The following is a 22,526-nucleotide window of genomic DNA, read 5'->3' on the forward strand; positions in this document are numbered from 1 at the left end:
CGCCGGGCCGCGCCACCGCGCCGGGCCGCGCCGCGGCACCGCGCCACCCCGCCGGGCCACGCACCCCGCCGAGCCGCCGCGCACGAACCTCGCCGGACCTCCGCGATCAGCCCACGATGGGGAGGGGGTTTCGCACCGCTTGCGCTACTCCGTCGCTCAGGCGGGCGGCCGCCACGCGTTCCGGGCTCGGGCGGCCGTACGACGTGGTGCGCTGCACGAGCGGGCGGCCGAGCGGCTCGACCATCGCCTCCAGCTCGCTGATCGTCTTGTACGAGCCGTTGTTCGCGCCCGCCATGCGGCTGATCGTCTCCTCCATGAGCGTGCCGCCGAGGTCGTTCACGCCACCGCGCAGCACCGCCCGGCACGTCTCCTCACCCAGCTTCACCCACGAGCACTGGATGTTGTCGATCAACCCGTGCAGCAGGATCCGCGCCAGCGCGTGCACCGCCCGGTTCTCCCGCACCGTCGTCCCCGGGCGCGCCAGGCCGGCCAGGTAGATCGGCGCGTTCTGGTGGATGAACGGCAGCAGCACGAACTCCGTGAACCCGCGCCGCCCCGTCCGCTCCAGCGCCTGCCGCTGCAACCGCCCGATCAGCTTGATGTGCCCCACCCAGTGCGCCGGCGTGTCGACGTGCCCGTACATCATCGTCGACGTCGTCGGGATGCCCAGCTCGTGCGCGGTCGTGATCACCTCGATCCAGCTCGACGTCGGCAGCTTCCCCTTCGTCAGCACCCACCGCACGTCGTCGTCCAGGATCTCGGCCGCCGTGCCCGGCAGGGAGTCCACACCGGACTCGTGCGCGCGCGTCAGCCAGTCGCGAATGGACAGGTCCGTCCTCGACGCGCCGTTGACGACCTCCATCGGGCTGTACGAGTGCAGGTGGATGTCCGGCTGCCGCCGCTTCACCTCCGCCGCCAGGTCGAAGTACGCCGTGCCCGGCATGTCCGGGTGGATCCCGCCCTGCATGCAGATCTCCGTCGCCCCGGCCTCCCACGCCTGGTCGACCCGGTCACCCACCTGCGACAACGACAACGTGTACGCGTCCGCGTCCGTCCGCCGCTGCGCGAAGGCGCAGAACCGGCAGCCCGTGTAGCACACGTTCGTGAAGTTGATGTTCCGCGTCACCACGAACGTCACGTCGTCGCCCACCGCGTCGCGACGGAGGCCGTCCGCCAGCTCCGCCAGCGCGTCCAGCTCCGCGCCGTCCGCGTGCAACAGCGCCAGAGCGTCCTCATCGGACAGTCCCGACGGGTCCTTTTCCGCGCGCCGCAACGCCGCCGCGATGTCGGCGTCCATCCGCGCCGGGGCGCTCGGCACCTGCTTGGCGATCTCGTTCCAGTCGCCGTACACCGAGTCGAAGTCGCTGCGCCGGTCGCCCGTGCGGCCGACCGTGTCCACCTCGACGTGCAGCTCCGTGCGGCCCTGCTGCTGCCAGCCGCCGTCCGGCTCCTGCCACGGCTTGCCCTCGGGCTTGACGTCCAGCGCCAGCCCCGTCGCCGGATCCGCCAGCGCCGCGACGTGCCCCGCCACGCGCGGATCCAGCCACGGCTCGCCGGCCAGGATGTACTCGGGATAAATCGTCAGCCGCTCACGCAGCTCGTACCCCGCCGCCGCGGTCTGCCGCGCCAGCTCGTCGATCTGCGGCCACGCCCGCTCCGGGTTCACGTGGTCGGGCGTCAGCGGCGAAACCCCGCCCCAGTCGTCGATGCCGGCCTTCACCATCAGGTCGTACTGGCTGCCGATCAGGTTCGGCGGCGCCTGCAACCGCATCTTCGGCCCGAACACCAGCCGCGCCACGGCGATCGTCGCCGCCAGCTCCTGCAGGTCGGCGTCGGGCGTCGCGCGCATCTTCGTGTCCGGCTTCGCGCGGAAGTTCTGCACGATGACTTCCTGGATGCCGCCGTAGGCACGCGCGGCCTTGCGGATCGCGAACAACGCGTCCGCGCGCTCGGCGTAGTTCTCGCCGATGCCGATGAGGATGCCCGTGGTGAACGGGACCGCGCTGCGCCCCGCGTCCTCCAGCACCCGCAGCCGCACCGCGGGATCCTTGTCCGGCGAACCGTAGTGCGGGCCGCCGCGCTCGCTCCACAGGCGGGTCGCCGTGGTCTCCAGCATCATGCCCATCGACGGGGCCACCGGCTTGAGCCGCTGCAGGTCCTGCCACGTCATCACGCCGGGGTTGAGGTGCGGCAGCAACCCGGTCTCCTCGAGCACCAGGATCGCCATCGCGCGCACGTACGACAGCGTGTCGTCGTAGCCGTGCGCGTCGAGCCACTCGCGGGCGGCCTTCCAGCGGTCCTCCGGGCGGTCGCCGAGCGTGAACAGCGCCTCCTTGCAGCCCATCGCGGCGCCGTCGCGGGCGATCTTCAGCACCTCGTCCGGCGACAGGAACGGAGCGTCCACTTTGCCCGGCACCGTCGCGAACGTGCAGTACCCGCAGCGGTCCCGGCACAGCCGGGTCAGCGGGATGAACACCTTGCGGCTGTAGGTGATGATCCCTTCGCGGCCGACGGCGGCGAGCCCGGCGTCGCGGACCCGGGACGCGTACTCCGACAGCGTCGCCAGGTCCTCGTCGCGGGCGTGCAGCAGCACGGTCGCTTCGGTGAGGTCGAGCGTCTTGCCGTCGCGCGCCCGCGCGAGCGCGCGGCGCATCGCGGAGGCGGTCGGTCGGTCCTGCTGGTCAGCGGAAGCCATAGGGCAAACGTAGGTGCGCGGGGCGAAGCACCTCCACGACCGCTTCGGTGATTCCGTCCGCACCCGACCGCGGCCGGGTGTTTGCGCAGCTCAGTGACCCTGCTTTCGTTGCCGCGGACCGGTCCGGGCGGTATTACCTAAAGTGTGGCTTCGATCGTCGGCAAGCGCATCAACGGACGGACGTACTACTACCTGGTGGAGTCCGAACGGGTGGACGGATCGCCCCGGATCGTGTCGCAGCGCTACCTCGGCTCCGCCGCGGACGTGGCCGCGGCACTCGACGGAGCGACCGGATTGCCCGAATCCACGCGGCACCTGGCTTTCGGTGACGTCGCGGCGGTCTGGTCCACCCTGGAGCGGCTCCAGGTGCGGCAGGCGATCGAAGACGTGCTGACTCCGCGCCGGGCGAAGATCGCGACGTACCTCGTGCTCGCCGTCCTGCACCGGGCGACCGCACCGGACGTCCCGCTTGAAGACTGGTGGAAAGGTGCCGCCGCGGCACGGTTCGTGCGCCTTCGCCTGCCTGCGGACGCCGTGCGGGACGAGGAGTTCTGGCGCGTCACGCGGCGGCTGACGCGCGGGCAGCTGGAACGCATCGAAGACGCCGTCGCCGCGAGGATTCCGCGAGAGTCGGTCACGCTCGCCGTGGACGTGCCGAACTTTGCGACGTACGCGGAGTCCGACACCGCCGACGCAACGCTCGCGGGGCTCAGCGCACTGGTGACCCTCGACGGCGCGATCCCGTTGGTGTCGCGGGTCTACCGGCGGGGCGGGCTGGGGGTCGAGCCGTTCGGGGTGGCGGTCGACCGGCTGGGCGCGCGGCAGGCGGGTGAGGTGACCGTGGTGTTCGACACCGGCCAGCACGCCCAGCTCGACCTCGACTCGGGGCTGCACTTCGTCGGGGCACTACCGCTGGCCGACTTCCCCGACCTGCTGGCAAGGCCCGCTTCGAGCCGTCGCCCGGTGGACCCGGGGCGGTTTCCGGGGCTGACCGCCCTGGAGGCCCGGACGAACGTGTTCGGCGTGCAACGGCGGGTCGTGCTGACGCATTCGGCCCGGCTCCACGCGGCGCAGTCGAGGAGTTTCGCGCAGGCCTTGAGCAGTGCGACGCGGCAGCTCGACGGGCTGGCGCTGGCGCTGGAGGCGGGCACCAACCGCCGGCCGAGGGAGCAGCTGCTCACCGACATCGCGCGGATCACCCGGGTGCGGTGGGTGGACCGGGTGCTCAGCGCCCGGCTGACCGGGAGCAGGCCGGGGGAGCTGCGCCTGGAGCACCGCATCGACGAGGCGGCGCGGGCCCGGCTGGACGAGGAGTTCTTCGGCAAGCAGCTGCTGGTCACGGACCACGACTGGCCCGTGGTGGACGTCGTCACCGCGTACCGGGCGCGCTACCACCTCGATTCGACCGTGCGGATGCTGAACGGCTCGTTCGTCGCCGCGCCCGCACCGAGGTGGGACTGGAGCGAGCACCGCATGGCGGTGCATTCGCTGGTCACCGTGCTCGCGACGGCCGTCACCCACGTCATGCGGCGGGAGGCGGACCGCGCGGGGCTCGACCTGTCCGTCCGGGAGTTGCTGGACCAGCTGGCGGGGATCGGCGAGACCGTCCTGCGGTACCCGTCGACGGGCGGGCGGCCGCGCACGCGACGGGTGCTCACGGCGCGGGACGCGACGCAGCAGCGGTTGTTCGAGCTGTTCGGCCTCGGCGCCTACGCGCCCTGAGCCCCCTCTTCGGTCAGCAGGTGCCCCTCCTCGACGGCGGCCAGCGACAGCGTCCGATAGCCGCCCTCGTCGAACAGCACCGTCATGCGGTCGGCCTCGCGGTGCACGACCCGGCCGGTGCCCCACTCGCGGTGCCGGACCTTCGCGTCCGGTGGGTACTCGGCGTCGGTGAACTGCGCCTGCTCCGCGGCCGTCCCCGCCTCGCACGTGTCGCAGTTGCCGCACGGCTCGGCGAGGGTTTCGCCGAAGTAGCCCAGCAGGAACTGGCGGCGGCACGACTGCGTGTCGGCGTACTGCCGCATCACCTCCAGCCGGGTGCGGTCCAGCTCCTTCTGCTTCTCCGAGACCTCGCTGACCTCCTCCGTGGGGTCCTCCGGCGCGTCGTCGCGGTAGTCGAACTCGCCGTCGCGCACCTCGACCACGTCGGCCTGCTCGAGGAGGTTCAGGTTGTTCATCGCGCGCCGGTGGGACTGGTCGACCGCTTCGTCGACATCCTGCGGCGCCACCGGCCCGTCGGCCTCCCGCACCGCCTCGGCGACCTCCCGCACGCCCTCCTCGTCGAGTCGTCGTGCGGTGAGGAACCGTTGCAGCCCAAGGTCTTCCGGTCGGTAGAACAGCAGCGCCTCCGCCGGTTCGCCGTCCCGGCCCGCACGCCCGATCTGCTGGTAGTACGAGTCCAGCGACTCCGGGATCGACGCGTGCGCCACGAACCGCACGTTCGGTTTGTCGATGCCCATGCCGAACGCGGACGTCGCGACCACGACCTCCAGTTCGTCCGCGAGGAACCGTTCGTGCACGTCCTTGCGGTCGCTCGCCTTCATGCCCGCGTGGTACGCGGCGGCGGCCGGGCCGAGTTCTTCCGCGTAGCGCTCGGAGTCCTTGCGCGTGGCCGTGTAGACCAGGCCCGGCTTGGGCGCCTGCGCGACCCATTCGGCGAGGGCCTGCCGCTTCTCCTCGTCCGTGGCGAACCAGTGCACGGCCAGGTGCAGGTTCGGCCGGTCGAAGCCCGTGATCACCTGCACCGGGTCGTGCATGCCGAGGTGCGTCACGATGTCGTCGCGCACCGGGCCGCCCGCGGTCGCCGTCAGCGCCAGCACCGGCGGGTGCCCGAGGCGTTCGATGACGGGGCTCAGCCGCAGGTAGTCGGGCCGGAATTCGTGTCCCCAGGCCGAAACGCAGTGCGCCTCGTCGACCACGAACAGGCTCGGCCGCACCTCGTCCAGCCGTCGCAGGACCTCCTCCTTCGCCAGCTGTTCGGGGGAGAGGAACAGGTACTCGGCGTCACCTTCCTCGATCGACTCCCACGCGTCCTTGCTGTCCCGCGAGCGCTGCGCCGAATTCACCGCGACCGCCTCGGGGGCTTCGCTCTCGGCGATCTGGTTCACCTGGTCGCGTTGCAGTGCGGTCAGCGGCGACACCACCAGCGTCGGCCCCGGGCGGAGCAACGCGGGCACCTGGTAGATCGCCGACTTGCCGGATCCCGTCGGCATCACGACCAGCACGTCGCGGCCGCCGAGGAGCTGCTCCATCGCGGTCAGCTGGTCGGGGAGCAACCGGTCCCAGCCGAAGGTCTGCTTCGCCGCGTCTCGCAGCTCGTCGCGTCTGGACACCGTCCGGTGGTTCCCTGCCCCGGCCTCGGGAAACCTGGTTTCTCCCGCGCCCACTTGGGTTGAACAGCGACGCGCAGCGTCACCGTTGAGGGTGGTGGTGGTGGTGGGCGAGGGGCTGGCCTAGCCAGACAGCCGCGTCGGAGGGCAGCTTCCCGTCCGGCAGTGGCTCGCTCGACAGCAGCACCTTTTCGTGCGGCGGCAGGGGGACCGGCGTGTCTCCGAGGTTCACCGCGCACACCAGCCCCGGCTCCCGGCGGAACAGCAGCACGTCCTCCGGGGAGTCCAACCAGGACAGTTCCCCGTCGCCGAGCGCGGGGTGCTCGCGCCGCAGGCGCAAAGCCCTGCGGTACAACGACAGCATCGAACTCTCGTCATCCAGTTGGGCGGCCACCGTGAGAACGCGCCAGTGCGCCGGTTGTGGCAGCCAGGCCCCGCCGGTACCGAAGCCGAACGGTGGCTCGGTGCCCTCCCACGGCAGCGGCACGCGACAACCGTCCCGCCCCCGTTTCGTGTGACCCGAGCGTTCCCACGTCGGGTCCTGCAGCACCTCCTCGGGCAGGTCCTCCACCTCCTCCAGGCCGAGTTCCTCGCCCTGGTAGTGGTAGACGCTGCCGGGCAGTGCGTGCATCAGCAGCAGGGCCGCCCGCGCGCGGCGCCTGCCGAGTTCGGGATCCCCCTTCCCGTAACGGGTCACGTGCCGGACGACGTCGTGATTGGACAGTACCCACGTCGCCGGTGCGCCGACTTCCCGCAGCGCGCCGATGCTGGAGTCGATCACCGCGCGGAGTGCGCCGGCATCCCAGGCGCAGCGCAGGAAGTCGAAGTTGAACGCGGTGTGCAGCTCGTCCGGGCGCACGTAGTTCGCCAGCCGCTCGGGGCGGGAGACCCACGCCTCCGCGACGAAGATCCGGTCCTCCCCGTACGATTCCGTGATGCGGCGCCAAGAACGGTAGATCTCGTGCACCTCGTCGCGGTCCCAGTGCGGGTGGTTCGTGCGGTCCGGCGGCTTCACGAGGTCCTCGTGGTCCACGCCGAGATCCGGCAGTCCGGGGTGCTTGACCAGCCCGTGTGCGACGTCGATGCGGAACCCGTCCACGCCGCGGTCGAGCCAGAACCGCAGCACGTCCTCGAACTCCGCGCGCACCTCCGGCAGGTCCCAGTTGAGGTCCGGCTGGGAGGCGTCGAACAGGTGCAGGTACCACTCGCCGTCGGCGACCCTGGTCCACGCCGGGCCGCCGAACACGCTGCGCCAGTCGTTCGGGGGAGCGCCGGAACCCTTGCCAGGGCGGAAGATGTAGCGCTGCCGCTCGGGGGAACCCGGCCCGGCCGCCAGCGCTTCCCGGAACCACCGGTGCCGCGTGGAGGTGTGGTTGGGCACGACGTCGACGATCAGCCGCAGGCCGTGCTCGTGCGCCTCGGCGATGAGCGCCTCCGCGTCGGCGAGCGTGCCGAACAGCGGGTCGATGTCGCGGTAGTCGGCGACGTCGTAACCGCCGTCCGCCATGGGGGACGGGTACCACGGCGTGATCCACACCGCGTCGACACCGAGGTCCCGCAGGTAGGGCAACCGGGCGCGGATGCCGGCGAGGTCGCCGATCCCGTCACCGCTGCCGTCGGCCAATACCGCTAAGTTAGTACGTTTTACCTGGTCAGGGCGTTATCGGAGGCTCTGTTCAGTCGTTCCCGCCGGTTAGGCGGTTCTCCACTTGAGACAGTCGCCGTTGCGGTTGAGGGGAATCTTCAATCGAGGCAACTGTTCTGTCGGGGTGTGACCGCTCTGTGGGCGACGCCTCCAAACGCCTCTGAGCTGCGGAAACTCGCCTAAACTTAGCGGTATTGGCCGTCGGCCAGGCTCCGGATGTAGATCTGGTAGATCGCCGCGTCCCGCCACCACCGGCTGCCCACGTGCTCCCCTTCCACTCGGCTCCGGGTGTTCCAGGGTAGCCGCTTCAGCGGAGGTCGCTCACCCACCAGACGAGGTGCAGCAGCGCGTCGAGCCTGCCGAGCGGGTCCGGGTCCCGCGCCACGAATTCCAGTTGTAACAAGGAGTTCTCGGAATCGTCGTTGAGCTCGGCGAGCACGGCGCGCAACACGGCACGCAACGGCGGGGGCAGTTCGTCCACCGGCACGCCGTCCTCGTCGTCGCCGGTGAGGTCGACGACGAACACGTCCTCGGGCCGCACGGCCCCGGCGTGCGCCCGCAGCCGCCACGCGACCTCGGCGGCGAATTCCGCCAGCAGCGGTGGAAAAAGGCGCCGCTCGGGCGACTGCCCGCCGAGCAGCCGGGGCACGAGCGCGGCCAGCGCACCGTGGTCACCGGCCGCCACGACCTCGACGAGCCGGTCGGCGAGCTGGCGGACGTCCCGCCGGAGTTCGCTGTGCGTCATGGGAATTCCATCGTGCCGGGGATCATTGCGGGGCGGGTTCCCGGCACGATCCGGCCGAAACGTCGTTTGACCGCGGCCGCTCGGGGTACGGCTTCTACCACCCCTCGCCGACGAAGGAACTCAAGATGGACGCATCGCCGAACGGCGGGGCCGAGGCCACCGCCGCCACCACCTTCGCCGCGCGCGCCCAGGAGGCGACGCGCCACCTCTACCGGCAGACGTCGGGGCTCGACGGGCAGGGCGGGATCGGCAGCACGGCGGAGGTCTCCGAGGTGCTGGCTTCCCTGCGGCTGCTCGCCGAGAACGTCGGGCGGAGCCTGCCGGAACTCGGGGCGTGGCTCGAGCAGCACATGTGCTCGGGCGACCTGCCGCCACGCGGGTTCGACGCGATCACCAGGTCGGTGTTCGACGCGGCGTCGGCGCTCGCGAGGGCGCAGAACCTGATCATGCAGCTCGGCCAGGAGCTCGGGGCGGCGGAGGTCGCGAGCCGCGAACTGCTCGCCTGAACGTCAGCGGGGCGTGCGGGCGCGGCAGCGGGTGCACACGAGGATCGTGGCCACGACCCGCTCGTCCTCGACGATCCGGCCCACGTGCAGTGCCGTGTAACCGCACTCCTCGCACGGGACGGGCGGCGCGGTCTGGTCGGGCGGGATGTACAGGCGCCGGGCCGCCTTGGGTTTGCCGGTGAGGGCAGTGGTCAGCATGGCCGGGGAGTGCCCCCGATGTGATCAGGCAAACACTCTTTCAGGTGTATGCGGACAGTGCGGCCCGCGACAACTGTGGGCGACCACCCGGGTGCTGGACGGTCAGGGACGACGCCGCGACCGCCAGCCGCGCGGCGACGGGCAGCGGTTCGCCCGCGACCAGCGCGTACGTGAGCGTGGCGACGAGCGCGTCACCCGCGCCGGTGGAGTCCACCACCTCCACGTCGGACAGCGGCAGGAACTCGTGCCCGCGCCGGGTGACGAACACGTTCCCCACGCCGGCCGCGTCGAGCACGGCGAGCGAAAGCCCGCGCTCGACGAGGGAACGACCGGCCTCGATCGCGTCGTCGACGGACGTGATCTCCTTGTGCGCCAGCAATTCCGCTTCACGCCGGTCCGCGCGCAGCACGTCCGCGTGGGCGAGCAGTTCCTCGGTGAGGCCGCCCGGCGCGCCGTCGAGGACCACGCGCACGCCTGCGGCGCGGGCGATGCGGGCGGCTTCGAGCGCGGCCTCCGGCGGTTCCTGCAACTGCACCACGACGGCACGCGCGGACCGGATCAAGCCGGACGCCGCGAACACGTCGCGTGGCGTCACGAGGGTCTCCTCGGGGATGTGCTCGAGGTAGCGCCACTGGCCGGAGTCGTCGAGCACGTCCACGATCAAGGCGGTCTCGGCGCTTGGGCGCCGCGCGACGTGCGAGACGTCGATACCGTCCGCCTCCGCGCGGGACAGCAGCCGGTCGGCCGTGCCGTCGTCGCCGACCACGCCGACGAGCGCGACGTGCATGCCCAGTTGCGCCAGGCCGACCGCCTGGTTCGCGCCCTTGCCGCCCAGCACCTCCCTGCGTTCCCGCACGTTCGCGGACTGCCCGGGGCCCGGTGCCTCGGGCACGCGGAGCACGAGATCGCGGGCGACCTGCCCGATCACGACGACGCTCATGGGGACGCGGTACCCCGCCCCGGCGCCGCGCGAAACCCACGTTTGCCGCGCGCGGGGCCTGGGTAGGTGAGACTGTGCGAGAGCGACTGGGGGGTGGACCTGGCAGGTCCACCGCAGCACGCCACGGTCACCGGCTCCGCCCGGGTGGCCTCACCGGCGGCGTGACCGCTGTGCCCCCTCCGGTCACGCCGCCCCCGAGCTGCACCGGGGTGGGTGCGCGGTCTGCCCGGTCACACCGCCCCGAGTTGCATCGGGGTGGCTGTGCGGCCTGCCGGGTTCCGGGCGCTGCCGCCGTCGTCCCGGGCAGCCGGTCACCCCCCCGCACGTCACCGCTGCGGTGGTGGGCTCGGTTCGGCCTCCGGCCGCGATTCCCTGCCTTCGCGGTCCTGGCGGTGCTTGCGCGGCTGGTGGTCGATCTGCTCCGCCAGCTCGGGGCCGCCCCACTTCTCGTCGTTGTCGTTGTCCTCGAAACGGTGCCTCGCCATCGTGCTTCCCCTCTCCCGGAATTCGCCGGGGGAGGGTCTACCCGTTCGAGTGAAGAACGAAACGTATCTCAGCTGGTCGTGGCCGCGTAGGTACCGGCCGTGACCAGCCCGTACGCGAGATGGGGGACGACGTCGCTGGCCCAGTCCGCCGCCGACCACTCCCTCGGATCGGTGATGCCGAGCAGCGTCATCGGCGCACTCGACCCGGCCATCGCGGCGACCCCGGTGACGAGCCCCGCCACCGGCACCGACGGCCGCCACCCCAGGCCACGCAGCGCGCCGTACCCCGCGCCCACGCACACACCGGTCAGCAGCCCCATCAGCGGCCCCAGACCGGACACGCGGTTGCCGCGCCGCTCCTCGTCGCCGGGTACCGGCAGACCCGTCTTCTCCGACAGGGTCTCGACCGTCTTCTCGGGGGTGCTGCTGGCCGGACGGCCCCGCCACACCATGTCGAGGTACGTGACCGCGTTCAGGGCGGTGGTGCCGGCCGCACCGGCCGCCATTCCGCGGAGGATCGAAGACAGCATGGCTCCGGCTACCCGGCGCCGCGCCCGGCGAACCCCCACGCGTAACTCCTTCGGGCGATGGGTACCCGGCCCGCCGTGGATTCCCTGCACGCGGCGTTCGTGATCGACGCGGTCTCCTTCGGCGCTCCGGAAGCGCACGTGGCGCGACTGCTGCGGTTCCTGCCGCCGGAGGTGCGGCCGAGCCTCGTGGTGAGCCGGGAGGTCGCCGGGTTCTTCGGGCCGCGGCCCGGCCTGCGGGTGGTGCCGTCGGCGCGCGGCCGGTCGTGGGCACCCGGAACGCAGGCGGTGCTCGCGGAGCTGGCGCCGGACGTCGTGCACGTCGACCTGCCCGACCCCACCAGCAACGCGGCGGCCCTGAGAGCGGCCACGTCGGTCGCGCCGACCGTGGCGACCCTGCACACGGCGGGGCACCCGTCCGCCGAGCTGTGGGACGTCTACGGGCGGCTCGCCGGTGCCTTCGCCCCGTTGCGTTCCCTCGTCCGCACCCTGGCCGAGCTGGGCGTGCCCGCGCAACGCGTGCACCGCATCCGGCCGGGCGTCGAGATCCCCGCGAACCCCGTGGCGGTGCGGACGCAGACGCCGGTCGTGGTGGGTGCGGTCGCGCCGCTGAGCGGGGAACAGGGCCTGGACCTGCTCGTACAGGCCGCGGCGACGCTCGTCCGGCGGGGCCGGGCGGTACGCGTGCTGATCGCGGGGGACGGGCCGGAGCGAGCGGCCCTCATCGACCGCGCCCGCGGCCTGCCCGTGCGCTTCGTGGGGCCGGTGGCGGACGCGATCCCGTTGCTGCGGCGGGTGGACGTGTTCTGCGCGCCCGCGCGGCAGGAGGTCCCGCCGGGTGCGTTGCTCACCGCGCTGGCCCACGGGCTGCCGTGCCTGACCACGGCGGTCGGGGACGCCGTCGACATCCTCGCCGGTGCCGCCGCCGTCGTGCCACCCGACGACGCCGACGCGCTGGCGAGCGGGCTGGAACGGCTGGTCACGGACGCCGGGCTGCGCGTGAAGCTCGCCAGGGCGGGGCGGGAACTGGCCGTACGGGACTTCGACGTGCGGCGCGCCGCCGCCGAAGTCGCCGAGACGCTGGCCGACCTCAGTGCAGGAGCCCGCGCCGAAGCAGGTCGTCGAAGACGTTCCGGGTGACCGCGGAGACGAGCGCACGGTCCGCGGAGGTGAGCCACCGGAGTTCGGCGATCTCGCTCGCGGGCGCCAGTTCCCCCTCGAAGTCGGCGGAGTAGCAGGTCATCCGCACGGTCGTGCCCGCCGCCTTGCCGTCGGCCTGGGCTTCGTAGGTGCCGATGTGAGCCGCGCTGCCGGGCACGATCGCCACCGACAGCTCCTCGCGCACCTCACGCACCAGCGTGTCGACGTCACTTTCCCCGGCTTCGCGTTTGCCGCCCGGCAGGTAGTACACGTCCTTGCCGTGCGACCGGGCGGTCAGCACCCGGCCCGACTCCACCCGGAGCCACGCCACCTTGTCGATCACTGCGCCGAACTGTAGTGCATCGGCACCCCCGGAGCTGGGTACAGGGAACGCCATGACCCCAACGACAACCCGGACCCGGCGGCCGGTGCAGGTCTTCGCCATCGTCGTGGCGGTGGCCTTCCTCCTCGCGGGCATCCTCGGCTTCATCCCCGGCATCACCACGCACTACGACCAGCTCACCTTCGGCGGGCACCATTCGGAAGCGCTGCTGTTCGGCGTCTTCAACGTCTCCGTCCTGCACAACCTCGTGCACCTGCTGTTCGGCGTCGCGGGCCTCGCGCTCGCCACGATCCCCGGCGGCGCGCGGGGGTACCTCGTGCTCGGCGGGTTCATCTACCTGCTCGTCTGCGTGTACGGCCTCGTCATCGACAGCCACGGCGGGATGAACTTTTTGCCCGTCAACGGCGCCGACAACTGGCTGCACTTCGGGCTGGCCATCGGCATGATCGCGCTCGGGGTGCTGGGCACCGCGATCGAGCGGACGAGGGAACAGCGTTCCTAGTACCTTGCCGGGGTGGGCCTCTTTTCACGCTCCTGGACAGCCCTGCGCGCGGCCGTCGCCGGAATTCCGGACGAGGACTTCGATCGGCCCTCGGGGTGCCGGGGCTGGCTCGTGCGGGACGTGGTGTGCCACCTGGTCATCGGGGCGCAGGACGTGCTGATCACCCTCGTCACGCCCGCCGAAGGCCCGGCGACCGTGGACGCCGTGACGTACTGGCACCTCGTCGAGCCACCCACCGGGGAGGACGAGCTCGACGCGTTGATCCCCCGCCTCGCCGCGGCCTACGGCGAGCCGCGGTTGCTGAAGTTCCACTTCGACGACGTCGGTTCCGCCGCGGGCCGGGCGGCCGAACTCGCCGACCCCACCGCGCTCGTCGGCACCCAGGGTCAGGTGCTGACGGTCGGCGACTACCTGTCCGCGTACGTGCTCGAGTGGACCCTGCACCACCTCGACCTCGTCGCGCGCCTGCCCTCGGCGCCGAAACCGCCTGCGGAAACCCTTGCTGCGGCACGAACTCTGCTGGAGAAGATCGCCGGAACACCTTTCCCCGCCTCGATGTCCGACGAGGGCGCGCTGCTGGTCGGCACCGGGCGCCGCACGCCGACCGACGATGAACGGGAAGCGCTGGGCGAGTTCGCCGCACGACTTCCGCTCGTCCTCGGCTGAACGTCAGTCGAAGAACCGGGCGAACTCCGTCTCGTCCGGGAACTCCGCCTCGTCGGAAAGCGGTTGCAGCTCGGCGAAAATGCTGGCCCCGTCACACGAAGCGTGCAGCGGGTACCACGGCCGCTTCGAACCGGGGCGACGGCAGATGCCCTTGATGGTCTGCACGTCCAGCATCCGCACGTGCGTCGGGTCGGCGACGGCGTTGACGTACTGCCACCACGGCGACAGCACGAAGGCCACGCCGTCCGGCCGGAGGATCCGGTGCACCTCGTCCACCAGCGGCAGGAAATCGATCAGGTGCTCCAGGATGTGCACCAGGAACACGCGGTCCACCGAGGCGTCCGCGAACGGCAGCGCCCGTGACACGTCGGCGAGCACGTCCACCTCCGGCGTCGGGTACAGGTCCACGCCGAAGTTGCCCGGGTACTGCTTCTGCGCCCCGCAGCCCAGGTCCAGCACCACCGGATCACGGCCCGCGATGCGCACCCTGTCCCACACCGCGAGCACGCCGTCGAGCCTGCCGACGAGCGCACGCGCCGTGGCCAGCTGCGCTGCGGATTCCACTTCTCCCGTCAGGTGCGCGACACCGCGGTCGAAGCGGACCTCGACGTCGACGCCCTGCAGTCTTTCGTCGTACTTCCACATTTCCCGTACGGCCTGGTCGAGGAACCGGTCACGTTTCCTCAGCCTCTCCTGGGAAAGGGGGTTCACGGCGATACCACCTCGTAGGCCTGTCGGGTGCGGTCGGGCACGGTCGTCGGCGCTTCCAGGTGCACGGCACCTGTGGGCAGGATACCCGCCCCGCCGTATTTCGCCATGACCTTCAGCTGCGCCAGCACGTCCTCGCCGCAGTGGGTTTCCGGGATCTCCCGCCAGAATTCGAAGCCACCGACCGACTCCAGCAGCTCGCGGTCGTAGAGCACGCAACCGCCGACCCAGGCCACCTTGTAAGCGGTCCACTTCGGACGATCCGCGACCTGGTCGGACAGGTGCGTGGGATTCGCCGCGTTGTGCAACGTCCAGCGTCCCCACGCCGGGCTGTCCGGTGAGACCTGCTCGGGCTCCGGCGGCCCCTGCCATTCTTCGTACGGGGTCAGCTCGCGCGGTCGATGATCATCTACATAGGACAGTCCTGTCACCGCGTTGCCGACGAAACCGCAGTCCAGCTCGGTGATCGCCGAGTGCAGGCGGGTCAGGGTGCCGGGTTCGAGCCACACGTCGTCGTCGAGGTAGAGCACGTACCGCGCGGACGACAGCGAAAGCAGGTGCCCGCGCTGCTGCGCCAGCCCGCGACGCGGCAGGTTCCGGCTCAGCGTCACGCCGTGCCCGTGGCGTTCCAGCACCCTGACCATCGCCTGTGCCGCCGGGGTTTCCCAGTCGGGCGCGCCCTCGGACTGATCGCTGACGATCACCGAGAAATCCGTGAACTCCTGCGCGGCCAGCCCGGACAACGTGACCGCCAGCTCGGTGGGCCGGTCGCAGGTCGGGATGAGCACGTCGAGTTCGCTCACGCTTCTCCCTTCACCGCCGAAGAAGTGCGGATCTTTTCGATGACGGACGTGGTGGACTGTTCGGGCACGTAGCCCAGCGCCCGGACCTCGCCGCCGTAGGACCGCACGACCGGGGCCTCCTTCAGCATGTTCTCCGCGTAGTCCCCGCCCTTCACGTACAACTCGGGTTCCAGCCTGCGCAGCAGGTTGATCGGGGTGTCCTCGTCGAACACGGTCACGTAGTCGACGCAGCTGAGCGCGGACAGCACCGCCGCCCGGTCCTGCGCGGTGTTCACCGGCCGGTCCGGGCCCTTGAGCCGCCGCACGCTGTCGTCGGAGTTCACCGCGACGATCAGCACGTCACCCTGGCGCTTGGCCTCGTTGAGGTACGTGATGTGGCCGCGGTGCAGCACATCGAAGCAGCCGTTGGTGAACACCACCGTCTGCCCGGCTTCGCGGTGCCGCGCCACGAGTTCGGCGAGTTCGTCGTGGTCCAGCGCGGCATCGCGGGTCAGGGCCACGGAAAGTTCCGTCCACGTGCACACGGACGTGCCGCTCTTGCCCACCACGATGCACGCCGCCGCCTGCGCCAGTTCCATGGACGCGGTCAGCGGCAGGGACGCCGCGGCACCCAGGCACAACGCGGCGACGAACGTGTCACCCGCGCCGCTGGCCTGGCTTTCCGGCACGGGATCGGCCCACGTGCGGTAGCCCGGTGCGTCCGGGGCGAGCAGCAACGCGCCGTCCCGGTCGAGCGTCACGACGACGGCCTTCGCGCCCGTCACCTCGGCGAGGTCCGCGCGGCGCCGCTCGAACAACTCGGCGCGTTTTCCGTTCTCCGGCAGGGAGATGTCGAGCAGACGCGCGGCCTCGCCCGCGTTCGGTGTGACCAGGTCGGGCGTGATTTCACGCCAGCGCGAGCAATCGTGGGCGTCCACGACGACCAGCGGCAGCTCCTCGCGCGCCTTCGCGACCGAGTTCCGGACTGTGGAGCCGAAAAGACCGTTGCCGTAGTCGCAGATGAGCAGCGCGTCGGCGTCCTCCACGGCGAGTTCGAGCGCGGCGGCGACCCGTTTCGCGAGGTCACCGTCGGCCTCCGCGTCGTCGCCCTCGTCGAACCGCACCAGCACCTGGTCGTCGGCGACGACGCGGTGCTTGCTGACGCTGCGCCGTCCCGGCTGGACCACGACGTGCTGCGTGTCCACCCCCTGGCCGGCGAGCAGCTCCCGGAGTTCGCGGCCCGCGTCGTCGTCCCCGACGAGGCTGACGAACCGCACTTCGGCACCCATCGCCGCCAGGTTGACCGCGGTGTTCGCGGCACCGCCTGCGGACAACGCGCGTTCGCCCACCTCGACGACGGGCGCGGGCGCCTCCCGGCAGAGCCGGTCGCTGTGCCCCGACAACCACACGTCGAGGATCGCGTCGCCCACGACGACGACCTTCGGGGTGTGCCGCGAAAGCCGTTGGACGAGGTCAGCCGTGATGGCCGTCATGTGCACCTCCACTCCTACTCGGCCAAGAACGTGCCCGAATACGCGAAGGTCAAACTTCTCCTGTTTGCCTGTCGCGGCAGCGGGCACCTCTTCCAGCGCGAGAAGGAGGAGACCTTGACGACGTTCACACCCGCGGTAGGACCGGTGCTCGAACCGTGGCCCGACGTGCGGCGCATCGCGGTGCTGCGTGGCGGCGGCCTCGGTGACCTGCTGTTCGCGGTGCCGGCGATCGAGTCGCTGGAGGCGGCCTACCCGGAGGCCGAAATCGTGCTGCTGGGCACGCGGATGCACGCCGAGTTGTTCGCGGACCGGCCCTCGCCCATCGACCAGGTGCTGCAGTTGCCGCCCGCACGCGGGGTGCACGAACCGGCGGGCAAACCGTTCGACGAGGCCGAGCAGCAGGCGTTCTTCGACAGCGTGGGCCCGGTCGACCTCGCGGTGCAGGTGCACGGCGGCGGCCGGAACTCGAACCCCTTCGTGCAGCGGCTCAAGCCGCGGTACACCGTCGGCTCCCGCACCGAGGACGCGGTCGAGCTGGACCGCTGGGTGCCGTTCCGCTACTACCAGCACGAGGTGCTGAGGGCGCTGGAGGTGGTCGGGCTCGCGGGGGCGGCGCCCGTCGCGCTGGAGCCGCGCCTGACGGTGCGGGAAAGCGATTTCGCCGCTGCCGCCGACGACCTGCGCGGCCTGCCGCGGCCGCTCGTCGTCGTGCACCCCAGCGCGACCGATCCGCGCCGCCGCTGGCCGGCGGAGAAGTTCGCCGAGGTCATCGCCGCGCTCGTGCGCGACGGGGCCGGGGTCGCGGTCATCGGTTCGCCCGACGAGCAGGAGCTGGTCGACCGCGTGACCGGGCTGGCGCGGGAACGCCTCGGCAGTGCCGCGGAGTGCGTCCGGCCGATGACGCACCTGTCGATGTCGGCGTTGTGCGGGGTGCTGGCGAGCTGCAGCGTGTTCGTGGGCAACGACAGCGGGCCCCGGCACCTGGCTCGGGCGGTGGGCGCGCCCGCGGTGGGCATCTACTGGATGGGGAACGTGATCAACGCCGGCCCGCTCGGCCGGCGGCGGGACCGCGTGCTCATCGCGTGGACGACGCATTGCCCGGTGTGCGGGGTGGACGTGACGCGCGAGGACCTGCCACGCTGCGAACACGACGACTCGTTCGTCGCCTCCGTCGAGGTGGACGCGGTGCTCGAAGAGACCCGGCAGCTGCTAGCGGCCCACGGCGAGGCCGCCGTTGGCGAGGACGCGGAGGGCGCGGGACACGGCAAGTAGCAGGGCGTCCTCGGTCTGCCGCGCCTCGGCCGACAGGGTGCGGCCCTCGTACACCCACTGGACCAGGTCACGCTGCTTCTCGTGGACCGGGTCGAGTCGCTCCCGCAGCGACTCCGCCCCCTGGTCCAGTGACTCTTCGTAGTTAGCAATCGCTTGCGCCAGGCCGTGGAGCAGGTCGGCGAAACGCTGCGTGAACGCGCTGTCCAGCGGTTCCTCGGTCACGAGCGCCTCGGCGATCCGCTGCACCTGCGCCGACACCTCACCCAGCAGCCCGATCGACGACTCGATCCGCGACGGCACCGGAGATCGGTTCCGGCGGGCCTGGAACCGCCAGCGCAGGTTGAACCGGGTGCTCTCGCGGCCCCAGCTCACCGCCTCCTCCGCGCGCCGCACGGTCTGGTCCAGCGTCCGAGCCCGGCGCAGCCATGAGCGCGCCGTGTCGAGATCCCAGTCGCCCCCGAGGTCGTCGGCGATCGAGCTGAGCAGCTCCCGGATTTCCCCGGCGAGCAGGCTGCCCGTGCGGCGTGTGTGACGCAGGTGCACGGGCGGCAGGATGAGCATGTTCACCGCGACGCCGACCCCCGCGCCCAGCACGGTCTCCCCGAGCCGTTCCAGCAGGTACGCGCCGGAATCCGCGGTACCGCCCGCGATCATCAACAGCGCGATGACCCCCACCCAGACCCCGCTGCTGCCCAGCCGGTGCCACTGCCCGACGAGCATGCCGAGGAACACCGTCACGCCCATCGCGAGCAACGGCTGCGGCAGCAGGTTCGCACCCGCGTACGCCAGCACGAGCCCCAGCATCAGCGTGACGAGCTGCTGGGCGGCGTTGGTGAGCGAGCGGTAGACGGTCTCCGCCATCAGGAACACCGCGGCGTAGGGCGCGATGAACGATTGCGGCGACGGCAGCAGCACCCGCGCGAGCTGCCACGCCACCACCGCGGCGAGAGCCATCTTTCCCGCCTGCACCAACGCTTCCCGCTCGCGGCCGGGCACGCGGAGGGCACGCAGCAGCCAGGAGCCGGGCGCACGGAGGGAGTAACGCAGGCGATCCACTTCCTTGCGGTACCCGGGTTCGCCCGGCCTCAAGCCCCTACCGGCGCCGCACGGACGCCAGCAGCTCGCTCGCGACCTCCCGCAGTTTGGTGTTCCGCCGCTGCGACTGCTCGACGAGCCGGGCGAACGCCTCGTCCGCCGTGATGCCGTGCACCGCCATCAGCACGCCCTTGGCCTGGTCGATGTCCGCCCGCGAGGTGAGCGCGATCTCCAGGTGCCGCACGCGCTGCCGGGCGTGGTGCCAGCGCCGCGCGTTGCCGATCGCCGCCGACGCCGACGCCGTGAACAGCTGCATGAGCCGCTCGTCGAACGGGTCGAAGGCCGACGCGGTGCGGCTGTACACGTTGAGCGCGCCGAGCAGTTCGTCCTCGCTTTCGGTCGCACCGACCAGCAGCAACGGCACCGACAGGTAGGCCAGCACGGCGCTGCGCTGCGCGGCGGCCACGAACTCCGGCCACCGCTGCTCGTCCTGCCGGACGGCCGCGCGGACCGGCTGCCGGGTGCGGGCGGCGTGCAGCGCCGGGCCACGGCCCGCCTCGTACTGGTCGTGGTCGATGCGCATCAACGTCTCGTCCGTGGTCGCCGCCGTGTGCGGGCCGTCATCGCCCAGCAGCGTGACGCTCACGCCGTCCGCGTCGGCGATCCCCTTCACCGCGGTTTCGGCGAGCCGCTGCAGCACGGCGGACAGGGGTTCTTCCTCGGCGATTTCCGTGCGCAGTCCTGCTAACGCGGCCGCCACCTCGTCCAGTCGGATCAGTGGTTCCGGCCGTTCGGGGGAAATGCTCATCCGCGACAGGTCGTCAACGCCGTTCCGCGTGGGAGTACCACAAAAACACCTGACATCAAGCTTTCGCCACCTTCGCGCCGTCCGTGCTTTGCCCAAGCTTCGGCGCCAGCTGCTTGACGCACCGGAAAGCATACGTCCGGCGGTCCACGGACCGGTAAGGGGTCCGGTCGGTGGCGGTGACGACGGGACGGTCGTCTATTCAGGACCTTCCACGGGCGCCCACAGGCTGGGCAGGTTCACGACGATGCCCTCCTGGCTGCTGCGGGCGATGATCACGACCGCGTCCTCGTCGCCGGGGTTCTCCTCGCGGTGGGGCACGTACGGCGGCACGAAGATGTAGTCGCCGGGGCTCGTCTCCAGCCGCACTTCCTCGTCACCGTCCGCGAAGACGAACACCGGGTGCCCGGATTTGACGTAGATCGCCGTCTCCGCCTCGCCGTGGTGGTGGTCACCGGAGCTGGTGGCGGGACCGACGTGGGTTTCGCCCATCCAGACCTTCCGCGAACCGGCCGTCTTGCCCGAGATGGCCTCCAGCCGCCGCATCCCGCTGGTCTGGCCGGTGTCGCCGGACAGCTCGCCGCTCTTGATGTGCCGCAGCGGCTGGTGCCATTGGTCGGTCACGGCCGGCTCCTTCCCGTCGGTCCGGCCCCCATTCTCACTCAGGCGAAGGCGTTCACGCCCGTGAGATCCGCCGAGAACGCCCACAGCCGGGCCGCCTGCGCCGGGTCGCACGCGTAGTCCCGCACCCCGAGCCGCACCGGCGGCCGGTCGCCGGACGGGGGCAGGTCGTCCTCGGGTGCGGGCTCGGCGATGTCGCAGTCCTCGCAGTACACCCCGCCCATACCGGCCAGCTGCGGCGAAGTCGCGGCCCACACCTGGGTCGCCGCGCCCTGTTCCGGTGTCTTGAAGTAGGCGCCGAGCGGGTTGCCGTCCTCGTCGATCCAGCCGTTCGCGACCTGCTCCTCGTGGGACAGGTACCGCTGCAACGGGGTCAGGATGCTGCCGGGGTGCACCGAGAAGGCCCGGACGCCCGCCGGCCGGGCGAGCTCGTCGAGGTGGAGCGCGAACAGGGCGTTCGCCGTCTTCGCCTGCCCGTACGCCAGCCACTTGTCGTAGCCCCGCTGGAACCACGGGTCGTCCCAGCGGATGGGGGAGAAGTGGTGGCCGCGCGAGGACACCGACACCACCCGCGCGCCGGGGCGGATCGCCGGCCAGAGTCGGTTGACCAGCGCGAAGTGCCCGAGGTGGTTGGTCGCGAACTGGGCCTCCCAGCCGGGGCCGACGCGCGTCTCCGGGCACGCCATGATCGCGGCGCTGGCGATCACGATGTCGATCCCGCGGCCGGACGCCAGGAACCGCCCGGCGAAGGCCCGCACGCTGTCGAGGTCGCCGAGGTCCAGCTCGTCGACCTCGGCGAGCCCGCCCAGCGCCTCCTTCGCGACGTCCGGTCGGCGGGCGGGGACCACGACGTGGGCGCCCGCGGCCGTCAGCGCGCGGGTCGTCTCCAGCCCGATCCCGGAGTAGCCGCCGGTGACGAGCGCGAGGGTGCCGGACAGGTCGAGGCCCCGCACGACCTCGGCGGCGGTGGTCTCCGCGCCGAACCCGGAGCCGATCTTGTGCTGGGAAGTGCTCATGCCGCCGACGCTAGGAGCTGGACCGGGCTCCAGGTCAACTCCGGCGGAGGTACGCGGCGGGCGTGGTGCCCTTCCACCGCTTGAACGCGTGGATGAAGCTCGACGCCTCCGCGTACCCGAGCCGGATCGCGACGTCCTCGACCGACAGGGCGCCGGTGGTGAGCAGCTCCTCGGCGAGGGCCTCGCGCACCTCGTCGAGCAGCGCGCGGAAGCTCGTCCCCGACTCCTCCAGCTTCCGCCGCAGCGTCCGGGTGCTCATGCCCAGCTCGCGGGCGACGCCGGGCATGCCCTCGGCCAGCGCGCCGAAGCGGGTCAGCCGTTCCCGCACTTCGTGGGCGATCCCGGCGCGGCTTCGACGACGTGACACCAGTTCGCGGCACTGCGCCTCGCACAGCGCGACGGTCTGCGGGTTGGCCAGCGGCAGTGGTTCGTCGAGCAGCGAGGCGTCGAAGTAGGCGATGTTGCCCGTGCCGCCGAACCGGGGCCGCATCCCGAAAAGCGCCTCGTACTCCTCCACTGTGGACGGCTCGGGATAGCGCAGTTCCAGTGACAGCAACGGGACCTGGCTCCCCAGCAGCTCGCTGAGCATCGTGTGGATCGCCGCGAGATCACGTTCGACGAGGAACCGGGCGGCGTCGGCGGGCAGTGCGGTGTCGTCCAGTTCCATCCGCACCCTGCCGTCCTCCAGCAGCGCGCGGGGCATGCTGAACGCGAAGCTCAGGTCGAGGTACCGCAGCGCCAGGTTGACCGCGTCGCGCATGGTCGGGCTGCTCATGAACGCGAAGCCGAAGATGCCGAACGCGGTCGCGTGGTACTCGCGCCCGACGGCGAGCCCCGCGTCGGGCAGCGCCGCCGCGAGGTTGCGCACCACCCGCAGCTCCTGCCGGGCGTCGACCTCGGCGCCGGCGTCGGCGAGCCGCGCCGCGGTCAGCCCGCTGCCCGCCAGCACCTGGTCCTCCGCGACCCCGTGGTCCCCGGCGAACCGCACCAGCAGGCAGACGCTCGCGATCCCCCGGGGGAAGTCCCAGTGCCGCACCACCGGCTCGACCAGCTGGCTCATGGCCGGAATTATG

The 22,526-nt window shown here is 71.5% G+C and carries 23 protein-coding genes; 6 read left to right on the forward strand and 17 right to left on the reverse strand.

Annotated elements, in window-relative coordinates; genetic code table 11:
- Positions 1–106 precede the first annotated feature (106 nt).
- Positions 107–2,695, reverse strand: coding sequence for a bifunctional FO biosynthesis protein CofGH (locus ABFX51_RS02220; protein ID WP_346051737.1), 2,589 nt, complete (start codon positions 2,693–2,695; stop codon positions 107–109).
- A gap of 144 nt (positions 2,696–2,839) precedes the next feature.
- Here ABFX51_RS02220 and ABFX51_RS02225 point away from each other — a divergent pair, with 144 nt between their 5' ends.
- Positions 2,840–4,417 (forward strand): IS1634 family transposase, encoded by a 1,578-nt coding sequence (locus tag ABFX51_RS02225; RefSeq protein ID WP_346051739.1) that lies wholly within the window; start codon positions 2,840–2,842, stop codon positions 4,415–4,417.
- On the opposite strand, the gene ABFX51_RS02230 is transcribed toward ABFX51_RS02225, so the two are convergent.
- The 3 genes from ABFX51_RS02230 to ABFX51_RS02240 form a co-directional block, all read right to left on the reverse strand.
- Positions 4,405–6,027 (reverse strand): RecQ family ATP-dependent DNA helicase, encoded by a 1,623-nt coding sequence (locus ABFX51_RS02230; RefSeq protein ID WP_346051741.1) that lies wholly within the window; start codon positions 6,025–6,027, stop codon positions 4,405–4,407. The two genes, ABFX51_RS02225 and ABFX51_RS02230, sit on opposite strands and share 13 nt — an antisense overlap.
- A gap of 79 nt (positions 6,028–6,106) precedes the next feature.
- Positions 6,107–7,648, reverse strand: a complete 1,542-nt coding sequence (locus ABFX51_RS02235) for a glycoside hydrolase family 13 protein (protein WP_346051743.1) — start codon at positions 7,646–7,648, stop codon at positions 6,107–6,109.
- Between the two features lie 328 nt (positions 7,649–7,976).
- On the reverse strand, positions 7,977–8,414 hold the full coding sequence (locus tag ABFX51_RS02240) for a hypothetical protein (protein WP_091504711.1): 438 nt from the start codon (positions 8,412–8,414) through the stop codon (positions 7,977–7,979).
- Between the two features lie 125 nt (positions 8,415–8,539).
- Between ABFX51_RS02240 and ABFX51_RS02245 the strand changes: the two genes are divergently transcribed.
- Positions 8,540–8,920, forward strand: a complete 381-nt coding sequence (locus tag ABFX51_RS02245) for a hypothetical protein (protein WP_346051745.1) — start codon at positions 8,540–8,542, stop codon at positions 8,918–8,920.
- 3 nt (positions 8,921–8,923) lie between these two features.
- Here the strand turns inward: ABFX51_RS02245 and ABFX51_RS02250 are convergent, their stop codons facing one another.
- The 4 genes from ABFX51_RS02250 to ABFX51_RS02265 form a co-directional block, all read right to left on the reverse strand.
- On the reverse strand, positions 8,924–9,118 hold the full coding sequence (locus ABFX51_RS02250; protein ID WP_091504709.1) for a hypothetical protein: 195 nt from the start codon (positions 9,116–9,118) through the stop codon (positions 8,924–8,926).
- Positions 9,119–9,158: 40 nt separating this feature from the next.
- Complete coding sequence (locus ABFX51_RS02255; protein ID WP_346051747.1) at positions 9,159–10,058, reverse strand: ribokinase; 900 nt, start codon at positions 10,056–10,058, stop codon at positions 9,159–9,161.
- A 326-nt stretch (positions 10,059–10,384) separates the two neighbouring features.
- Positions 10,385–10,543 (reverse strand): hypothetical protein, encoded by a 159-nt coding sequence (locus ABFX51_RS02260; RefSeq protein ID WP_177228554.1) that lies wholly within the window; start codon positions 10,541–10,543, stop codon positions 10,385–10,387.
- 68 nt (positions 10,544–10,611) lie between these two features.
- Positions 10,612–11,049 carry a hypothetical protein gene (locus ABFX51_RS02265; RefSeq protein WP_346051750.1) on the reverse strand — a complete coding sequence of 146 codons (438 nt, stop codon included), beginning with the start codon at positions 11,047–11,049 and terminating at the stop codon, positions 10,612–10,614.
- Between the two features lie 99 nt (positions 11,050–11,148).
- Between ABFX51_RS02265 and ABFX51_RS02270 the strand changes: the two genes are divergently transcribed.
- Positions 11,149–12,210: a glycosyltransferase family 4 protein gene (locus ABFX51_RS02270; RefSeq protein WP_346051752.1), complete on the forward strand. Its 1,062-nt coding sequence runs from the start codon at positions 11,149–11,151 to the stop codon at positions 12,208–12,210.
- Here ABFX51_RS02270 and ABFX51_RS02275 read toward each other — a convergent pair.
- A complete protein-coding gene (locus tag ABFX51_RS02275) occupies positions 12,161–12,553 on the reverse strand; it encodes an NUDIX hydrolase (protein WP_218153405.1) in 393 nt (130 codons plus the stop codon). The genes ABFX51_RS02270 and ABFX51_RS02275 overlap by 50 nt on opposite strands.
- Before the next feature lie 52 nt (positions 12,554–12,605).
- Here ABFX51_RS02275 and ABFX51_RS02280 point away from each other — a divergent pair, with 52 nt between their 5' ends.
- Together ABFX51_RS02280 and ABFX51_RS02285 are read left to right on the forward strand one after the other, a co-directional pair.
- Positions 12,606–13,055, forward strand: a complete 450-nt coding sequence (locus ABFX51_RS02280; RefSeq protein WP_091504705.1) for a DUF4383 domain-containing protein — start codon at positions 12,606–12,608, stop codon at positions 13,053–13,055.
- Positions 13,056–13,067: 12 nt separating this feature from the next.
- Positions 13,068–13,721, forward strand: coding sequence for a maleylpyruvate isomerase N-terminal domain-containing protein (locus tag ABFX51_RS02285; RefSeq protein ID WP_346051754.1), 654 nt, complete (start codon positions 13,068–13,070; stop codon positions 13,719–13,721).
- Between the two features lie 3 nt (positions 13,722–13,724).
- On the opposite strand, the gene ABFX51_RS02290 is transcribed toward ABFX51_RS02285, so the two are convergent.
- From ABFX51_RS02290 to rfaE2, 3 genes are read right to left on the reverse strand one after another with little or no spacing between them, the layout of a single operon-like run.
- Entirely contained in the window at positions 13,725–14,432 is a 708-nt protein-coding gene (locus ABFX51_RS02290; RefSeq protein ID WP_346051756.1) for a BON domain-containing protein, read from the reverse strand.
- Positions 14,429–15,232, reverse strand: coding sequence for a glycosyltransferase family 2 protein (locus tag ABFX51_RS02295; RefSeq protein WP_346051758.1), 804 nt, complete (start codon positions 15,230–15,232; stop codon positions 14,429–14,431). Before ABFX51_RS02295 ends, ABFX51_RS02290 begins: the two co-directional genes overlap by 4 nt.
- Positions 15,229–16,704, reverse strand: a complete 1,476-nt coding sequence (gene rfaE2, locus ABFX51_RS02300) for a D-glycero-beta-D-manno-heptose 1-phosphate adenylyltransferase (protein WP_346051760.1) — start codon at positions 16,702–16,704, stop codon at positions 15,229–15,231. The genes ABFX51_RS02295 and rfaE2 overlap by 4 nt, the downstream gene beginning before the upstream one ends.
- A gap of 114 nt (positions 16,705–16,818) precedes the next feature.
- On the opposite strand from rfaE2, the gene ABFX51_RS02305 reads away from it, so the two are divergent.
- Complete coding sequence (locus tag ABFX51_RS02305; protein ID WP_091504851.1) at positions 16,819–17,976, forward strand: glycosyltransferase family 9 protein; 1,158 nt, start codon at positions 16,819–16,821, stop codon at positions 17,974–17,976.
- On the opposite strand, the gene ABFX51_RS02310 is transcribed toward ABFX51_RS02305, so the two are convergent.
- The 5 genes from ABFX51_RS02310 to ABFX51_RS02330 form a co-directional block, all read right to left on the reverse strand.
- Positions 17,914–19,032 carry an FUSC family protein gene (locus ABFX51_RS02310; protein WP_245782919.1) on the reverse strand — a complete coding sequence of 373 codons (1,119 nt, stop codon included), beginning with the start codon at positions 19,030–19,032 and terminating at the stop codon, positions 17,914–17,916. The genes ABFX51_RS02305 and ABFX51_RS02310 overlap by 63 nt on opposite strands.
- 37 nt (positions 19,033–19,069) lie before the next feature.
- The gene (locus ABFX51_RS02315) at positions 19,070–19,819 is read right to left on the reverse strand and encodes a GAF and ANTAR domain-containing protein (RefSeq protein ID WP_091504700.1); all 750 of its coding nucleotides are present in this window, start codon (positions 19,817–19,819) and stop codon (positions 19,070–19,072) included.
- A gap of 195 nt (positions 19,820–20,014) precedes the next feature.
- On the reverse strand, positions 20,015–20,440 hold the full coding sequence (locus ABFX51_RS02320; protein ID WP_091504699.1) for a cupin domain-containing protein: 426 nt from the start codon (positions 20,438–20,440) through the stop codon (positions 20,015–20,017).
- 38 nt (positions 20,441–20,478) lie between these two features.
- Positions 20,479–21,453, reverse strand: a complete 975-nt coding sequence (locus ABFX51_RS02325; protein WP_091504698.1) for an SDR family NAD(P)-dependent oxidoreductase — start codon at positions 21,451–21,453, stop codon at positions 20,479–20,481.
- A gap of 34 nt (positions 21,454–21,487) precedes the next feature.
- Positions 21,488–22,513: an AraC family transcriptional regulator gene (locus tag ABFX51_RS02330; RefSeq protein ID WP_091504697.1), complete on the reverse strand. Its 1,026-nt coding sequence runs from the start codon at positions 22,511–22,513 to the stop codon at positions 21,488–21,490.
- Positions 22,514–22,526 lie beyond the last annotated feature (13 nt).

Origin of the sequence: Amycolatopsis dongchuanensis (assembly GCF_039542405.1) — a bacterium.
Lineage (GTDB): Bacteria > Actinomycetota > Actinomycetes > Mycobacteriales > Pseudonocardiaceae > Amycolatopsis_E > Amycolatopsis_E sacchari.

What these genes read in the sequence shown, in the direction of transcription:
- ABFX51_RS02245 (WP_346051745.1), top strand. Translation starts at nt 8,540, where the DNA reads ATGGACGCATCGCCGAACGGCGGGGCCGAGGCCACCGCCGCCACCACC.
- ABFX51_RS02240 (WP_091504711.1), bottom strand. Translation starts at nt 8,414, where the DNA reads ATGACGCACAGCGAACTCCGGCGGGACGTCCGCCAGCTCGCCGACCGG.
- ABFX51_RS02220 (WP_346051737.1), bottom strand. Translation starts at nt 2,695, where the DNA reads ATGGCTTCCGCTGACCAGCAGGACCGACCGACCGCCTCCGCGATGCGC.
- ABFX51_RS02250 (WP_091504709.1), bottom strand. Translation starts at nt 9,118, where the DNA reads ATGCTGACCACTGCCCTCACCGGCAAACCCAAGGCGGCCCGGCGCCTG.
- ABFX51_RS02325 (WP_091504698.1), bottom strand. Translation starts at nt 21,453, where the DNA reads ATGAGCACTTCCCAGCACAAGATCGGCTCCGGGTTCGGCGCGGAGACC.
- ABFX51_RS02265 (WP_346051750.1), bottom strand. Translation starts at nt 11,049, where the DNA reads ATGGCGGCCGGTGCGGCCGGCACCACCGCCCTGAACGCGGTCACGTAC.
- ABFX51_RS02315 (WP_091504700.1), bottom strand. Translation starts at nt 19,819, where the DNA reads ATGAGCATTTCCCCCGAACGGCCGGAACCACTGATCCGACTGGACGAG.
- rfaE2 (WP_346051760.1), bottom strand. Translation starts at nt 16,704, where the DNA reads ATGACGGCCATCACGGCTGACCTCGTCCAACGGCTTTCGCGGCACACC.
- ABFX51_RS02255 (WP_346051747.1), bottom strand. Translation starts at nt 10,058, where the DNA reads ATGAGCGTCGTCGTGATCGGGCAGGTCGCCCGCGATCTCGTGCTCCGC.
- ABFX51_RS02260 (WP_177228554.1), bottom strand. Translation starts at nt 10,543, where the DNA reads ATGGCGAGGCACCGTTTCGAGGACAACGACAACGACGAGAAGTGGGGC.
- ABFX51_RS02280 (WP_091504705.1), top strand. Translation starts at nt 12,606, where the DNA reads ATGACCCCAACGACAACCCGGACCCGGCGGCCGGTGCAGGTCTTCGCC.
- ABFX51_RS02330 (WP_091504697.1), bottom strand. Translation starts at nt 22,513, where the DNA reads ATGAGCCAGCTGGTCGAGCCGGTGGTGCGGCACTGGGACTTCCCCCGG.